The organism is Streptomyces sp. NPDC014907 (genome assembly GCF_055562975.1).
This window is the reverse complement of record NZ_JBVHEG010000001.1, coordinates 597,761-613,855: the sequence shown is the minus strand read 5'-3', so window position 1 is coordinate 613,855 and position 16,095 is coordinate 597,761. Positions and strand designations below refer to the sequence as shown.

Genomic DNA, 16,095 nt, shown 5'->3' with positions numbered 1-16,095 from the left:
CGAGGGGCGGAAACCCTTGGGAACACTAGGCAGGAGGAAATCCCATGAACGTTCCGCTTCAATGTCTGAGCGGATGAAATAACACCACGTCGCTGACGCGGCAAACATGCAGGTCAGGAGGGGTTGGGCTCTGTCGAGTCCAACCCCTTCGTCGTCACCGTGCTGGATGGGTGCTGGATATTCTGACGGTGGGTCAGCGGCGATCAGGTCTCATAAACGGTGGACCGGTGTCCCACATGAACGACCCAGACCACCAGCTCCCCGTTGTCGATCGTGTAGACGACGCGGTAGTCGCCGACGCGTAGACGGCGTCGCTCGGGCTGGGACACGAGGGCGGTGGTGTTGAAGCCGAGGGGGTCGGTCTCCAGCTCGGTGAGCTTGGCCAGGATGCGCAGTGTCATGTTGCGAGGGATCTTCCGAAGCTCGGCCTGTGCCTCGGGGCGGAAGACGGTTCGGTACTCACTCACCGCGCGCCAGCGTCTCCCTCATGATGTCCTCGATCGGGATGCCGGGGGCCGGGTTGGCCATGCGCTCGTCGATGATCCGGTTGATCTCGCGCTCTTCCCACTCCTGGTACTTGCGCAGCACCTCGATGGAGACGACGGCGGCGACTTCTTTCCCTCGGCGCGTGATGACCGTGGGCACGTCGTCGCGGTCGGCGCGCTCCACGACTTCCGCCAGGTGGGCGCGCACATCGCGGATGGACTCTATGGGCAGGGGCTGCGTCATGCGCCCAAGCGTACCGAGTGTGCCATGTGTACACAATGTGTCTGTGGTGCTCGATGGGCTGGATGAACTCGCACCGTGCTGGAGAGGACGCCTACTCGGAAGGGGGCCACCTCTCCGGAGGCGGGCCCCTGGCCTTTTCTCGCGCGGGAGGGGTGCTGGATTTCCTCGCGTACGGCCACCCAGTCACCCGGTCAATCGTTCAAGGTCGACGCGGCCGGTCCGAGGGCCGTGGCGATCACCGGGGTGAGGGGCCGTCCGGCGAGGACGTGGCGGACGGCGTCGAGGGGAACGGGGCGCTCGTAGTAGTCCTCGAAGTGGGCATGGACCGCCTCGGGGGAGCGGTCGGTGAGCAGGTGGAACAGGAAGGCGGAGCCGTCCGGGTTCTCGGCGCCCGAGGGGAAGTCGATGGCCGAGCCGGCCCGCCACGCGGTGTCGGCGGTCTCCCGCCACAGGCAGACGGTGACCCGGGGGACGTCGATCCCCTCGTCGCGGAAGGCGGGCCGGTCCAGGAGGGGGCGGAGGGCGGCGGGGACCTCGTCGATGACCCCGGGCCACACCTGCTCGTCGTCCGTCCCGTACGGGCTCATCTCCGACTCGTGGTCGAAGCCGCGTATGAGCACGCCCGCCGGGGTGAACAGGACGCAGAAGTCGTCTCCCGAGCCGTTGTCCATCAGGGCCGCTTCCTCGGCGGGCCCCCAGGCGGCGTCGAAGGTGTAGCGGCGGAACCGCGGATCGTCGCCGATCATGGCGTCCAGGGCGGCCAACGCGCGCAGGTGGGAGCGGAGTTCCGCGGGCTCGGGGAGAAGGGCGGCAGTCTCGTACACGGTGCTCATGACGCCATGGAAGCAGGGGACACCGACAGTCCGAGCCGTCGGCCCGTCGTCGACCGTGTCGCCCCGTGCTCTCCCACGGGACGCCCGACGCCCGTCCGGCCCCGGACGGGCAGCCCGTCCGGGGCCGGATCGGACGGCGGGAGGACGCGGGACGGCCCGAAAGGGCGGGACACGCGGGGGCGTGGCGAGCGGACCCGGACGCCGCCGCGCTCGTCACGGCCCCGCCGGGCGGCACTCGCCCCGTCGACGGGTCCCGTCCGTCCGGATGTCGTGGCCGGCGATGAGTTTCCCCGCCCGCCGCCGTCCTACCTGGTGAACGCCGAGGGCTGGGAGGCCGGGTATGAGCGGGAGCACGCGCATCACACAGGTGGCCACGGTCGGAATCCGTGTGTCCGACCAGCGGAAGGCGGTCGAGTTCTACGTCGGTGAGTTCGGTTTCGACGTACGCCGGGACGTGCCCTTCGGCGACGGGCGCTGGATCGAGGTGGCGCCGCCGGGGGCGACGACGACCGTCGCGCTCGTCCCCGAAGGGGTCTCCGCCGGCATCCGTTTCACGACCCGGGACGCCGAGGCCGACCACGCCGCCCTGCGCGCACGCGGCGTCGACGCGGACGCGGAGATCCTGCGGGCCGGGCCCGGGGTTCCGCCGATGTTCACGGTGCGCGACCCGGACGGCAACGACCTCGTCCTCGTCGAAGGCACCTGATCGGGCGGTGCCCCCATGGGCGAGCGGTCCACCGCGACCGTGCGGAAGAGCCCGGCCGGGGCGGCCGGACCTGTGCCGTCCGGCCCGGTTCGGCGGATGGCGGGCGGGGCCGTACCGAATGCCCCGGGGGCCGGGGCGTCGCCGCGCGGCGGTGGCGCGTCGGAGGAGCGCACGGGACTCCACCGGACATCCGCGCCACCCGGACATCCGCGCCACCCGGACATCCGCGCCACCCGGACATCCGCGCCACCCGGCCCCCCCCGCGCCACCCCCGTCGTGGTTTCGGTCACCTTCGTCGCCGTGGGCCCTCGCTCCGTGCGATCCGTGGCCGTGCCCCACGTATCCTCGACTGCCGGGGACAACGGGGAGAGTGACAGCGGAGGTACGCAAGGTGGAGTTCCGGCTGCTCGGCTCCGTCGCGATGGTGACGGAGGACGGGGAGGTAGCCCTGGGACCCGCCAAGCGGTCCAGTCTCCTCGCCATGCTTCTCCTGAGGCCCAACAGCGCCGTGAACGTGGGGCAGTTGATCGACGCCCTGTGGGAGGAAGAGCCGCCCGTCCACGCCAAGACCGTCCTCCAGGGGCACGTCTCGCGGCTGCGGGCCCTGCTCGCCGAGCACGGGGCCGACGCGTACGGGGTCGAGCTGGCCACGCAGGGTTCGGCGTACGTGCTGCGGATGCCGGAGTCGCTGGTGGACGTGCACCGGTTCGAGGAGCTGGTGGGGCTCGCCGGGGTGCAGCGGCAGCCCGCCGACACGGTGCGGATGCTGCGGGAGGCGCTGTCGTACTGGCAGGGCCCGGCGCTCACCGGCACCGTCCACAGCCGCCCCCTGGAAGCGGCCGCCGGCGGGCTCGAGGAGCTGCGGCTCGCCTCCGTGGAGGCGCTGGCGCAGGCGTACGGGCAGCTCGGCGAGCACGCCAGGGCCGCCGCCGTGCTCCGCACCGAGGCCGTCGCCCACCCCCTGCGCGAGTCCCTGGCGGCCGCCCTGATGCTGGCCCTCGGCCGCTCCGGCCGCCAGTCGGACGCCATCGACTGGTACCACAGGACCCGCCGGCTGCTCGCCGAGGAGCTGGGCGTCGATCCCGGTGAGGCGCTCTGCGCGGCGTACGCCACCCTGCTGCGCTCCGCCGAGCCCGCCGCCGCGCCGCGCCCCGTCGCCCCCGCCCGGGTCCCGGTGCCGGAGGGCCTGCCGCGCGCGCCGCGCGGCTTCACGGGGCGCGGCGCCGAGCTGGCCGCGCTCGACCGGGCGGTGCGCGGCGGGGACGGGCCGGTCTGTCTCGTCACCGGGCCAGCGGGCGTCGGCAAGACCTCCTTCGCGATCCACTGGGCGTACGAGCGGCGCGCGGACTTCCCGGACGGGCGGCTCTTCGCCGACCTGAAGGGCTTCAGCGAGACGCCCGCTCCGGAGACCGCCGCCGTCCTGCGCGACTTCCTGCTCGCGCTCGGCGTCGCGGCGCAGCGGATGCCGGAGGGCGTCGAGGCGCGCGGCGCGCTGTTCCGCTCCCTGACCGCCGAGCGCAGGCTGCTCGTCGTCCTCGACAACGCCCGCTCCTCCGAGCAGGTCCGGCCGCTGCTGCCCGGCGGCGACCACTGCGCGACGCTCGTCACCAGCCGCGACCGGCTCGGCGGTCTCATCGCCTCCGACGCCGCCCGCCCGGTGCCGCTCGGCCATCTGCCGGAGGCCGACGGCGCCGCCCTCCTCGCCACCGTCCTCGGCGAGGACCGGATCGCCGCCGAGCCCGCCGCCGCCGCGCGGCTGGCCGGGCTCTGCGACGGGCTGCCGCTCGCGCTGCGGGTGACGGCGGCCCGGCTCGCCGAGCGGCCGGGCTGGACCCTCGGTGCGATGGTCGGCGAACTCGCCGACGAGCAGGGCAGGCTGAGCCTGCTCGACGTGGAGGACCGGGGCGTCTCCGCCGCGCTCCGCCTCACCGTGCAGCAACTGCCCGACTCCGCCGCCCGCATGTTCCGCGCGATCGGCCTGCACACGGGGGCCGACCTGGACCGGTTCGCGGCGGGCGCGCTCGCCGGGACCTCGCCGGCGCAGGCCGCCGCCGACCTGGAACGGCTCGCCGCCGCGCACCTGCTCACCGAGTCCGTCCCCGGCCGCTGGACCCCGCACGACCTGGTGCGCCTCTACGCCCGCCACCTCGCCCCGCAGGCCGACCCCGAGGGGCTGATCCGCCTCCTCGACCACTACCTCTACACGGGCCTGGCGGCCGACGCCGCGGCGGAGCCGGGCTCCCAGCCCTGCTACGCGCTGCCCGCCGACGCCCGGCGGCCCGCCGGGGTCCGGGAGTTCGAGGACCGTACGGCGGCCCTGGACTGGTACGCGGCGGAGCGCGCCGCGCTGGAGGGCGCGGTCACCGCCGCGGCGGCCCTCGGGCTGCACGACCGGGCCTGGCGGCTCGCCCTGGTGCAGTGGCCGCTGACGCTGTCGCGGATCGGGGACGGCTGGACACCGGTCCTGGAGGCCGGGCTCGCCTCCGCCGAGCGGGTGGGCGACGCCGACGCGCAGTCCCGGGCCCGGGCCCTGCTCGGCTGGGTGCTGCACGCGGAGGGCCGGAACGCCGAGGCGCTCGTCCACCTGGAGAAGGCGCCCGGTCTGGCGGCCCGGGCGGGCGACGCGATCAGCGAGGCGATCGCCTACGTCAACCACGCCGCCGTCCTGGACGCGACCGGCGAGCACGAGCGGGCCGGCCTGCTCATGCTGCACGCGGTCTCCCTCGCCGACCGCACCGGCCACCCCTCCACCCAGGTGCTGACCCTCCAGCACCTGGCGGGCCACTGCCTGAAGGCGGAGGAGTACGAGGCGGCGCTCGCGCACGCCCTCCGCGCGGAGGAGCTCGCCGCACCCGACGCGGTCGTCGTACGGGCCAACCTCCAGATCGTCCGGGGCGAGGCGCTGGCCGGGATCGGGCGCCTCGAAGAGGCCGCCGACCAGCTGGAACGTGCCATCGCGGCGTCCGACGCGGCCGGTTTCACCGAGGGTTCGGCGCGGGCCGCGGCCCGTCTCTCGCGCCTGTCAGCGGATCGTTAGCGGCGCGTAAGCGGGACGGCAGTACGGGGCGGGAAGCTGGATACAGCACCGAACGACGAACCGGTGCGAAGGCACCGGAAGGGTGCCCCGGCGGGCGAGTACCGAGCGCCCGTCGTCCGACCGCGTTTACGGGGGAGAACCACCATGCGCAACCACCGCAGGAACACCGTCCTGGCCGCCGCCGCCATCGCCGCCCTCTCGCTGGGCCTGACCGCCTGCGGCGGTTCCGACACCGGGGCCAAGGACGCGGGGAGCGCCGCCTCCACCCAGGCGTCCGCCGCGGGGACCACCGCCGGGGGCACGGCCGCCCAGACCGGCACCACGGGCGGCTCCTCCGCCCCGGACGCGGGCTCCGCGGGCGGTTCCGCCGGCGGCTCCACGAGCGGTGGTTCCACGGGCGGCTCCACGACCGGCGGTTCCACGGGCGGCGGCAAGGGCACCAACGCCTCGACCGGTTCCACCGGCGGCGGCATGTCCTCCACCAAGGCCCCGGCCTGCGCCCACGGCGACATCAAGGTCACGGCGGCGAAGGGCGACGAGGGCCCGACCGAGCACATCGTCCTCACCGCCACCAACACCTCCGGCCGCACCTGCACCCTCCTCAAGTACCCGCTGCTCGCCTTCGGCCCGATCCAGACCGCCAAGGACATCCCGGCCGTCGCGAAGAGCAAGCCGGCCGCCCCGGTCGTCCTGAAGGCCGGCCAGCCCGCGTACGCCAACGTGCGCATCACCCTCGGCGGCGCCCACGAGGACACCAAGGTCGTGACGGAGTTCAACGTGAACCTCTTCGCCTCCGACGGCCCGGCCGAGGGCAGCATCGTCGTCAAGGCCCCGGCCGGCGGCCTCGCGGTCAACGAGGCCGCCTCGAAGACGGGCTACTGGACGCACGAGCTGCGCAACGGCGCCGACGAGTTCTGACCGGACCGGGACGGAAGGGCCCCGGACGAGAGGGCCCTCCGGGCGGAAGGGCCCTCTCGGGCCGTGAGCCCCGTCCCGTCCCGCGCGGCGGCACCACGGCGGTCCCGGGACGGGGCCGGGCCGGGACCGCCGTCGCCCGGCAGGCCGTTCCCGGCCACCACGAAGAGACCGCGCCGCACCGGGTTCCCCGGGCGGCGCGGACCTGTTCCTCCGGCGGCACCGGCACAACGCCGCCCGCCATGCCGCCCACCGGGCGGGACCGGGCGCGGGGCCGGGCGGGCGCGAAGCCGAGTGCGTGGGGGAGCCGGGCCCGGAGTCGAGTACGGGCGGGGAGCCGAGTACGTGGGGGAAGCCCGGCGCGGGTGCGGGCCGGACCGGCACGGAACCGGGCGCGGGTGGGGAGCCGCGCCGGCACGGAACCGGGCGCGGGTGGGGAGCCGCGCCGGCACGGAGCCGGGGGCGCACGGCCACGGCGTCGACGGCAACGCCCTTTCCGTGACGGCACGATGAATTCGGCCGTGTGGCGGGGGACGGGAGGGCGGCCGGTTCGTCCGTGAGGCCGGAGGCCTCCGGGGCCCCGGTGTTCCGGACCGTGCCAGGTGAGCGCGGTCGCGGGCCTCCCGATCCGGCGACGGGGGCGCGCGTGGACGGGAGCGGGACCGGCACGACGGCCGTGTGGCACGCGTGTTGCGGGAAACCGGGCACCCTTGTGCGATTCCTGTGGATCGGCCAATCTTTCGCTCGACGGCCGGACGTTCGGGACGGCGTGGACCTCTCACGCTGTCTTGTCATGTCCATGCCGTACCCGTCGTGGCGGCACGCCCCGCGACGGCGCCCCCCACGGAAATACGCCCCCCACACCCCCCCACAACCCCCCACACCGCCACACCGACCCCACGGCACCCCCCACAGAAGCGCGCCCCCCACAGCGGCGCGCCCCGATGAGGAGGACCCCTCACATGTCAGTGATGCGTGACTCGCGTCGCAGAATCACCGCCGCCTCGGCCATCGCCGTCGCCGCCCTCGCCCTCGGCTCCCTCTCCGCCCTCCCGGCCACCGCCGCTCCGGCCGCACCCGAAGGCGTCATCGAGAACGCCGGGGCCGAAGGGACCGTCCCCGGCAGCTACATCGTCACCCTCGACGAGTCGGCGCCGGCGGAGACGGCCGAGGGCCGCGCGGTCGCCGCCCGGTTCGGCGCGAAGATCAAGCGGACGTACACCTCGGCGGTCAACGGCTACTCCGTGCAGCTCTCCGAGGCGCAGGCGAGGAAGCTCGCGGCCGACCCGGCCGTGAAGTCCGTCGTCCAGAACCGGGTCTTCACGATCGACGCCACGCAGCCCTCCCCGCCGTCCTGGGGCCTCGACCGGATCGACCAGAGGGCCCTTCCGCTGAACCAGGGCTACACCTACCCGGACGCCGCGGGCCAGGGCGTCACCGCGTACGTCATCGACACCGGCGTGCGCATCAGCCACGGCGACTTCGGCGGACGCGCCGCCAACGGCTACGACGCCATCGACAACGACAACGTCGCCCAGGACGGCCACGGCCACGGCACCCACGTCGCCGGCACCGTCGGGGGCAGCTCCTACGGCGTCGCCAAGAAGGCGAAGATCGTCGGCGTCCGCGTCCTCGACAACTCCGGCTCCGGCACGACCGAGCAGGTCGTCGCGGGCATCGACTGGGTGACGAAGAACGCCGTCAAGCCGGCCGTCGCCAACATGAGCCTCGGCGGCGGCGTGGACAGCGTCCTCGACGAGGCCGTCCGCACCTCCATCGCCTCCGGCATCACCTACGCGGTCGCGGCGGGCAACGACGGCGCCAACGCCTCCAACTACTCGCCGGCGCGGGTCGCGGAGGCCATCACGGTCGGCGCCACCACGAGCTCCGACGCCCGGGCGAGCTACTCCAACTACGGTTCGGTCCTCGACGTCTTCGCCCCGGGCTCCTCCATCACCTCGGCCTGGAACTCCGGCGACTCCGCCACCAACACCATCTCCGGCACGTCCATGGCGTCCCCCCACGTCGCCGGTGCCGCCGCGCTGTACCTCGCCTCCAACCCGACGGCGACCCCGGCCCAGGTCTCCGCGGCCCTGACGACCGCCGCCACCCCGAACGTCGTCACCAACCCGGGCACCGGTTCCCCGAACCGGCTCCTGTACGTCGGTGACGGCGGCACCACCCCGCCCCCCGGCAAGAGCTTCGAGAACGCCACGGACTACACCATCGCCGACCGGGCGACCGTCGAGTCCCCGATCACCGTCACCGGCGTCACCGGCAACGCCCCCGCCACCCTCAAGGTGCCGGTGAACATCGTCCACACCTACATCGGTGACCTCCAGGTCCAGCTCGTCGCCCCCGACGGCTCGGCGTACACGCTGAAGGCCTTCGGCACCGGCGGCAGCGCGGACAACATCGCCACCACGTACACCGTGAACGCCTCCTCGGAGGTCGCCAACGGCACGTGGAAGCTGAGGGTCACGGACAACGCGACCTACGACACCGGAAGGATCGACTCCTGGGGACTGCAGTTCTGACCGGGACCGGTCCCGGTCCGCGCCGGGTGCGCGGAGCGTGAGGCACGAGAGGGCGGCCGCCGGCGGGCGGCCGCCCCCTCCGCGACGCCGGGGGAGGCGGCTCCGGCGGGCGGGGCGGGCACCTCGCTTCATCACTTCGAGTGAAACTCTGGCCCATGCTTGCGGTTCGCGACCCTCGGTTGTCAGGCTGTAGCTGACAGTCAACCTGAGGGGAGTGTCCAGTGACGTTCGGTGAGCAGCCCGCCTACCTGCGCGTGGCGAGCGATCTGAGGGAGAAGATCGCCAACGGCTCGCTTCCGCCTCATACCCGTCTCCCCTCGCAGGCACGCATCCGCGAGGAGTACGGGGTGTCGGACACCGTCGCACTGGAAGCCCGCAAGGTGCTGATGGCCGAAGGTCTCGTGGAGGGCCGCTCGGGCTCGGGGACGTACGTGCGGGAGCGCCCGGTGCCGCGCCGGATCGCCCGCTCCGGCTACCGTCCCGCCTCCGGTGCCAGCCCCTTCCGCCAGGAACAGGCGGCCGAAGGGGCCCGGGGCACCTGGGAGTCGAGCAGCGAGCAGGAACCCGCGAGCGCCGAGGTGGCCGACCGGCTCGGCATCGAGCGGGGGGAGCGGGTGATGCGCACGCGGTACGTGTACCGGGACGGCGGCGAGCCCATGATGGTCTCCACCTCCTGGGAGCCCCTGGCCGTCACCGGCCGGACCCCGGTCATGCTGCCGGAGGAGGGCCCCCTGGGCGGCTGTGGCGTCGTCGAGCGGATGGCCGCCATCGACGTGGTCGTGGACAACGTGGTGGAGGAGGTCGGCGCCCGGCCGGGCCTCGCGGAGGAACTCCTGGCGCTCGGCGGGGTCCCGGGCCACGTGGTGATGGTCGTGGAGCGGACCTATTACGCGTCGGGCCGCGCCGTCGAGACGGCGGACGTCGTGGTCCCGGCCGACCGCTACCGCATCGCCTACCACTTGCCGGTGAAGTGAAGTGAAGTGAAGTGGGCCGGGGCGCGGAGCGGTCGGGCGGCCCGAGAGGCCGGCCCGTCCCGGCCCTTCCCTTTCCTTTTCTTTCCTTCCGTCCGCACCGACGGCCCCGGGGGCGCGTCCGTGGCACGGCTTCGGCCTCCCGACGTCGGTAACCGGCCGATCCATGCCTCTTCGTGAAAACGCGTATCCGCTGTGTGAAGGTCAGGCGTAAGCTTCGGCATATGCGGATCGCGGTTTCCCGCAGATCCTCGGAGACGCCCGGAGCGGCGGAGGGAGAAGCCTGATGACCGACAGCGGCCCTGTCCTCCCCTGGCACGTCATACGGCAGGACGACAACGGCAACCGCTACCGGGTGGGGCGGTACGCGACCCGGGACGAGGCCCAGAAGGTGGCGGACAGCCTCGACGACCGCGGCCACCGGCAGCTCTACTCCATCGAACGGGTCGGCAGCCCCGCCCTCTGAGCGCGACGGCCCGTCCGGCCCCCGTGCCGGCCGTCCGTCCCCGGCCCTGCGGGTGCCGCCCAGGCCCGTTCCCGGTCCCGGTGCGGGCCGCCCGTCCCCGGCCCCGCGGGCGCCGTCCGTCCCCGGCTACGCTCGCGTCCATGACGGAACGTGCCACCGGCCCCGCCGCGCCCCCCGAGTCCCGCCGCACCTCCGGCCCCGGCCGGGAGGCCGGGACCGTGGTCGTCGTCGCGGCCGCCCTGTACGACCGGGGACGTCTGCTCGCCGCGCGGCGCAGCGCCCCCGCCGACCTGGCCGGCCGCTGGGAACTGCCCGGCGGCAAGGTCGAGCCGGGCGAGACCCCGGAAGAGGCCCTGGTCCGGGAGCTCCGCGAGGAGCTGGGCGTGGAGGCCGAACCGGGGGAGCGGGTCCCCGGCGAGTGGCCGCTGAAGCCCGGCTACGTCCTGCGGGTGTGGACCGCCCGTCTGCTCTCCGGCGAGCCGCGTCCCCTGGAGGACCACGACGAACTGCGCTGGCTCGCCCGGTCCGAGGTGGACTCGGTCGACTGGCTCGATCAGGACCGTCCCGCCGTCGCGGAGGCCGCGCTGAGGCTCCCGGCCGTGCCCTCCCGCGAAGCACGGAACTGAGTTCCTACGCCGTTCGTGCCACCGTGCGCCCGCAGCCGCCCCCCAGTGGGATAACTTGCGCTGAATGGTGGGTATGTACCCATTGATCCCTCGGAAGAGGACGTGGGCCCTCCGCTGCCGTACGGCTGGGGAAGTGATCGGGTGTGATCGGCACCGACGGCCACCGCGCCGAGTGGAACTTCCCGGCGGAGGCGGACGCCGTGCGCACGGCCCGCCACGCGGTGCGCGAGACCCTGCGGGCCTGGGAACTCGACACCGCCCTCGGTGACGTGACCGTCCTGCTGGTCAGCGAGCTGGTGACCAACTCCCTGCGGTACGCCTCCGGTCCCATCGGGGTCCGTCTGGTCCGGCTCCCCCCGGACGGAACCGGCGCGGCGCGCGCGCCCGCCCTCCTCGTGGAGGTCTCCGATCCGCTTCCGGAACCGCCGACCACCCGGGCCCCGGGGCCCGACGACGAAGGGGGGCGGGGCCTCGGGCTCGTGGCCTGCACCGCGCGCCGCTGGGGCACCCGCAGGGGGGCGGCCGGCAAAACCGTATGGTTCGAGCTGGCTCTCCCTGGTGAGTAAAGAGGGTGGGACAACGATCACCGGTACTCGGAGCGGGACGAACGAGACCACCCTGTGATCGTGAACGTCGTACCACCGGAAACCGCCGTATTGAATACTGCGGGGATGGCCGGTCCGGTGCGGTGAGCTGGAGGGGACGGTCGCGTGAGCGAAATACCTGGGACGGCGGACGGCGGCGTCGTGTGGCAGAGCAGCACGCCCGGCTCCCTCTACGACTACATCCGGGTGGCCTCCTTCTCGATCGGGCCGGACGGGCTGGTCGAGCAGTGGAGCCGGAGGGCCGTGGACCTCTTCGGGGTCACCGCGGAAGAGGCCAGGGGCAAGGACCCCGTGGAGGCCTTCATGCCCGCCGGCCTGCGTGAACGCGGCCACCAGCGCGTCAAGGAGATCCTCGACGGCAAGGAGTGGACGGGCCTCGTCCCCTTCCGCGCGCCCGGTGAGGAGGAGCCCCGCGGCATGGCCGAGATGTACGTCATGCCGAGCGAGACCCGGACCGGGGAACGGGCCGCGCTGTGCATCGTCGTCGACGTGCGCGCCCTCCGCCGCATCGAGACCGACCTCGCCGCCTCCCAGGCGATATTCGGCCAGTCCCCCTTCGGTTTCCTCCTCTTCGACACGGACCTCACCGTGAAGCGGGCCAACCGGCGCTTCGCCACCGTCTTCGGCGGCGAGGCCGACGACCACCGGGGCCGCACCGTCCACGACTACCTCGGCCGGCCCGAGGCCGAACGGATGACCGCCGCCCTCCGGCGGGTCCTGGAGACCGGCGAATCCGTCACCGACCTCCGGATCGTCGGCGCCGCCCCCGGCGCCAGGGACCGCCGCCACTGGTCCGTCAACCTCTACCGGGTGCACAGCGGCTCCGGCCGCCCGATCGGCGTCGCGGGCCTCGGCATCGACATCACCCGCCGCCACAACGCGGCCAGGGAGGCCGCCAACGCCCGGCGCAACCTGGCCCTCCTCAACCAGGCCGGCGCCCGCATCGGCAACTCCCTCGACCTGGAGGCCACCGCCCGCGAACTCCTCGACGTCGCCGTCCCCGGCTTCTGCGACCTCGCGTCCGTCGACCTCTACCAGACCCTGCTGACCGGCGACGAGGCGCCGCCCGGCCGGTGGGGCGGCCCCCACGACGCCGTGCACGGCGCCGGAAGCGCCGAACTCCGCCGGGTCGCCTTCGCCAGCGCCGTCTCCGACACCCCCTTCCGGGGCGACGGGGGGCACGTCCCGGACGCCGGCCGCCCCGGGGCCGCACCGGCCGGGGCCGGGTCCGTCGAGGTCGGGTCCGTCCACCGCTACCCCTTCAACTCCCCGTACGCCGGAGCCCTCCGCACGGGCCGCGTCCGCACGGTGCCGGGCACCGACGCCGACCTCGCGCAGTCCACCCTCGTCGTCCCGATGACCGCCCACGACACGGTCATCGGCCTCGTCCAGTTCTCCCGCGCCAAGGGCAGCGAGCCCTTCGGGCAGCGCGACCGGGCCCTCGCCGCCGAACTCGTCGCCCGCGCCGCCGTCTGCATCGACAACGCCCGCCTCTACCGCCGCGAGCACGAACGGGCCCTGATCCTCCAGCGCAGCCTGCTCCCGCCCGGCGACCCCGAGGCCGCGGGCCTCGACATCGCCTGCCGCTACCTCCCCGGCGCCGACGCCACCGAGGTCGGCGGCGACTGGTTCGACGTCATCGAACTCCCCGGCCACCGCACCGCCCTCGTCATCGGGGACGTCATGGGACGCGGCCTGCGCGCCGCCGTCGCCATGGGCGAACTGCGCACCGCCGTACGGACCCTCGCCCAGCTCGACCTGGAACCGGCCGAGGTCCTCTCCCACCTGGACGAGATCGCCTGCGGCCTCGGCGCGCCCATCGGCGCCCAGCAGTCCCGCGCGCACAAGTCGCGCGGCCCCGAACTCTCCGAGGTCTACCTCGCCACCTGCGTCTACGCCGTCTACGACCCGGTCACCCGCCGCTGCACCTTCGCCAACGCCGGGCACCTGCCGCCGGTTCTCGTGGAGCCCGGCAAGGGGGCCGTCCTGGTCGACGTGCCCCCCGGGGTGCCGCTCGGGGTCGGCGGCGAGCCCTTCGAGGAGGTCGAGGTCGAGCTGCCGGAGGGCGCCCTCCTCGCCCTCTACACCGACGGACTGGTCGAGTCCCGCGACCACCCCCTGGACGAGGGCCTCAGCGCCTTCCGGCGCGTCCTCACCGACCCCGCCCGCCCCCTGGAGGACGTCTGCGACCGGGTCCTCACCAGCCTGAACACCAGACACGGCGAGGACGACATCGCCCTCCTCATGGCCAGGGTCCAGGGACTGCCCGGCGAGGCGGTCGGCGACTGGCGGCTGCCCAGGGAGCCCCGCTCGGTCGGCCGGGCCCGCGAACTCGCCCGCGCCCAGCTCGCGTCCTGGGGCCTCGAACCGCTCGTCGACACCGTCGAACTCCTCGTCAGCGAACTCGTCACCAACGCGCTGCGCTACGGCGAGGGCGAGATCCGGCTGCGCCTGCTGCGCGACCGCACCCTGGTCTGCGAGGTCTGGGACGCGGGCCTGGTCCAGCCCCGCCGCCGCCGGGCCCGCGACACCGACGAGGGCGGCCGGGGCCTCCAGCTGGTCGGGCTGCTCAGCTCCTCCTGGGGCGCGCGCCGCACCCCGCGCGGCAAGACCGTCTGGTTCGAACTGGCCCTGCCGGACGGCGAGGGAGACACGGAGCCGACGGTGGAACAGCTCCTCAGCATGTTCTGAGCGTTCCGGCGGGTACGCGGGCGGGGGCCGGTCCGTCGTCAGAAGCGCCCGCCGCCCGGCCCGCCACGTGGTCGGCCGCCCAGCCGGCCGCGCGTGCCGCCGCCGAAGCTGCCGGGCCCGCCGGACCCCCCGACCGGACCGTCCCCGGACGCGCCGTCCCTTCCCCCTCCGGCCGGTCCGCCGAGGACGACGCCGCCGAGCACCGCCCCGCCCCGCCGGCCGCCGGAGCTCCCTCCCGTGCCTGCCACCCCTCCCGGGCCCGCCGTCCCGCCCGGGTTCCCGTAGGCGCGGACGTCCCGCTCGGCGAGGTCCCGCGCGCACCGGGCGAGCGCGTCCGCCCGCCGGGCCTCCGCGAGGGCGGCCCGGGGGTCGCCGGCCGCGAGCCCCCGCGCCCCCTCCCAGCGGCGCCGCGCCTCGGCCAGACGCGTGCGGGCCTCGCCGCCCACCGCTCCCCGGCGGGTGGTGACGTAGTCGGACGCCGCCCCGATCGCCGAACGGGCCGTCAGCATCGTCCGGTCCAGGAGCGCGCGGGCCCGCCCCGCGTCCGCCTCGCGTCCCCGCACGCCCTCCAGGGCCTCGTCGAGCGCCGCGCCGGCCTCCCCGATCCGGCGCAGGGCCCCGATCGGGTCGTACCGCCCGGCCTCCACGCTCCGGCGCACCTCCGCGACCGCCGTCCCGGCGCGGGCGATCCGCTCCCGGAGGGCGGCCGTGGACATCCCGGCGGCGGTCCCCTCCAGCAGGCCCCGGGCGTCCGCGAGGTCCGCGTCCGCCTCCGTGAGGGCGTCCGGCAGCCTGTCCGCCGCCCCGGCCAGTTCCCGCGCCCGCCGGTCCACCGCCCCGATCAGCCGGGCCGCCTGGACCACGGCGCCCTCGGCGGCCCGGATGTGCACGGCGGCCCCGCCGTTGTCGCCCGCGCCGATCAGCCGGCGGGCCCGGCCGACGCGGTCGGACGCGAAGGCCAGCAGGTCCTCCGCCTGTCCGGCGTCGGCGGCGACCGGCGAGACCGCCGTCGCGGCGTACCGCTCCCGCAGGGCGGCCAGCGTGCTCCCGGCGGTGCCCATCCGCGCGGTCTGCTCCCGGAACGCGGCCTCGACCGAGGCCAGCGCCTCCGGGGCGGCCCGCTCCAGGGCCCGCAGCCGGTCGAAGACCCCGGCCTGGGCGTCGAGCCGCTCGTTCGCCTCCTCGCACCGCCGGACGATCTCCTCCAGCAGGGCCCGGCGGGTCGCGTCGTCCCCGGGGGAGGCGTCGTCCAGTCCCTGCCGCAGCCGGAACGAGGCGGTGAGCCGTTCCCCGGCGAAGTCGACGGACTCGACGAACGGCCGGACCGCCTCCTCGCCGAACCGCGCCGACACGAAGCCCAGCTCCTCCCGGCTGGTGAGGACGGCGTCGTCGGTGGCGACCAGGAGCCGGCGGGCCCGTTCGTCCAGCGCGTCCAGGTCCGGCGGCGCGGGCTCCTCCGGCGGTCCCCAGCCCTGCCCGTTCCCCGGGGTGGTCCGGGTCCGGGTCCGCCGGCGCCGTTCGGCGTGCGTCCGGGCCGCCACGACCCCGGCGCCCCCGGCCAGCAGCACGGGCAGGACCGGAACGGAGGCGGAGGTGCCGCCCGTGCCGCCGGCGCCGGGGGCGGCCCGGGGGAGGGGGACGGGCGGCCCGGCGGGGACGGCGCCATGACCGTCATGGGCGCCGGGTCCGTCGCGCGGCGCGTCCACCCGGACGGTGACCCGGCCGTCCCGGGACGGGACGACGGGGTCGTCGGCGCGGGCACCGGGCGCGGCGGGGACGGCGAGCCACCACACCGCCGCCAGTGCCACGAGGAGGACTCGGGCGACTGTTCGCGTCACACAAGTGAGGTTATGTCGGGGTATGTCGTCCCGCGATCGGGTGGGAAGCCGCTCGGGGCCGGCGCCGGAGGGGGCCGTACGGCCGGGGCATCCACCCGGGCCCGTCCTTCCGGGACCCTGCCTGCCCTCCCGGGGCCCCGC

The 16,095-nt window shown here is 74.9% G+C and carries 13 protein-coding genes; 9 read left to right on the top strand and 4 right to left on the bottom strand.

The window, feature by feature from the left end; genetic code table 11:
- Window positions 1-203: 203 nt before the first annotated feature.
- From ACZ3IL_RS02665 to ACZ3IL_RS02655, 3 genes are all read right to left on the bottom strand, one after another.
- The gene (locus ACZ3IL_RS02665; RefSeq protein WP_467385809.1) at window positions 204-467 is read right to left on the bottom strand and encodes a type II toxin-antitoxin system RelE family toxin; all 264 of its coding nucleotides are present in this window, start codon (window positions 465-467) and stop codon (window positions 204-206) included.
- Window positions 460-729: a type II toxin-antitoxin system Phd/YefM family antitoxin gene (locus tag ACZ3IL_RS02660; protein WP_019434848.1), complete on the bottom strand. Its 270-nt coding sequence runs from the start codon at window positions 727-729 to the stop codon at window positions 460-462. Before ACZ3IL_RS02660 ends, ACZ3IL_RS02665 begins: the two co-directional genes overlap by 8 nt.
- 191 nt (window positions 730-920) lie before the next feature.
- Window positions 921-1,562, bottom strand: a complete 642-nt coding sequence (locus tag ACZ3IL_RS02655) for a hypothetical protein (RefSeq protein ID WP_467385807.1) — start codon at window positions 1,560-1,562, stop codon at window positions 921-923.
- A 340-nt stretch (window positions 1,563-1,902) separates the two neighbouring features.
- On the opposite strand from ACZ3IL_RS02655, the gene ACZ3IL_RS02650 reads away from it, so the two are divergent.
- The 9 genes from ACZ3IL_RS02650 (at window position 1,903) to ACZ3IL_RS02610 (ending at window position 14,116) form a co-directional block, all read left to right on the top strand.
- Complete coding sequence (locus ACZ3IL_RS02650; protein ID WP_467385805.1) at window positions 1,903-2,268, top strand: VOC family protein; 366 nt, start codon at window positions 1,903-1,905, stop codon at window positions 2,266-2,268.
- 391 nt (window positions 2,269-2,659) lie between these two features.
- Entirely contained in the window at window positions 2,660-5,305 is a 2,646-nt protein-coding gene (locus ACZ3IL_RS02645; RefSeq protein WP_467386789.1) for an AfsR/SARP family transcriptional regulator, read from the top strand.
- A gap of 144 nt (window positions 5,306-5,449) precedes the next feature.
- Entirely contained in the window at window positions 5,450-6,223 is a 774-nt protein-coding gene (locus ACZ3IL_RS02640) for a DUF4232 domain-containing protein (protein ID WP_467385803.1), read from the top strand.
- Between the two features lie 959 nt (window positions 6,224-7,182).
- Window positions 7,183-8,757 (top strand): S8 family peptidase, encoded by a 1,575-nt coding sequence (locus ACZ3IL_RS02635; RefSeq protein ID WP_467385801.1) that lies wholly within the window; start codon window positions 7,183-7,185, stop codon window positions 8,755-8,757.
- 221 nt (window positions 8,758-8,978) lie between these two features.
- A complete protein-coding gene (locus tag ACZ3IL_RS02630) occupies window positions 8,979-9,731 on the top strand; it encodes a GntR family transcriptional regulator (RefSeq protein WP_467385799.1) in 753 nt (250 codons plus the stop codon).
- Window positions 9,732-10,014: 283 nt separating this feature from the next.
- Window positions 10,015-10,194, top strand: coding sequence for an SPOR domain-containing protein (locus tag ACZ3IL_RS02625; protein WP_467385797.1), 180 nt, complete (start codon window positions 10,015-10,017; stop codon window positions 10,192-10,194).
- Window positions 10,195-10,334: 140 nt separating this feature from the next.
- Window positions 10,335-10,820 (top strand): (deoxy)nucleoside triphosphate pyrophosphohydrolase, encoded by a 486-nt coding sequence (locus tag ACZ3IL_RS02620; protein WP_467385795.1) that lies wholly within the window; start codon window positions 10,335-10,337, stop codon window positions 10,818-10,820.
- 143 nt (window positions 10,821-10,963) lie between these two features.
- Window positions 10,964-11,386 (top strand): ATP-binding protein, encoded by a 423-nt coding sequence (locus tag ACZ3IL_RS02615; protein WP_467385793.1) that lies wholly within the window; start codon window positions 10,964-10,966, stop codon window positions 11,384-11,386.
- Between the two features lie 144 nt (window positions 11,387-11,530).
- Window positions 11,531-14,116 (top strand): SpoIIE family protein phosphatase, encoded by a 2,586-nt coding sequence (locus ACZ3IL_RS02610; RefSeq protein WP_467385791.1) that lies wholly within the window; start codon window positions 11,531-11,533, stop codon window positions 14,114-14,116.
- A gap of 38 nt (window positions 14,117-14,154) precedes the next feature.
- On the opposite strand, the gene ACZ3IL_RS02605 is transcribed toward ACZ3IL_RS02610, so the two are convergent.
- Window positions 14,155-15,954 (bottom strand): TPM domain-containing protein, encoded by a 1,800-nt coding sequence (locus ACZ3IL_RS02605; protein ID WP_467385789.1) that lies wholly within the window; start codon window positions 15,952-15,954, stop codon window positions 14,155-14,157.
- Window positions 15,955-16,095: the final 141 nt, after the last annotated feature.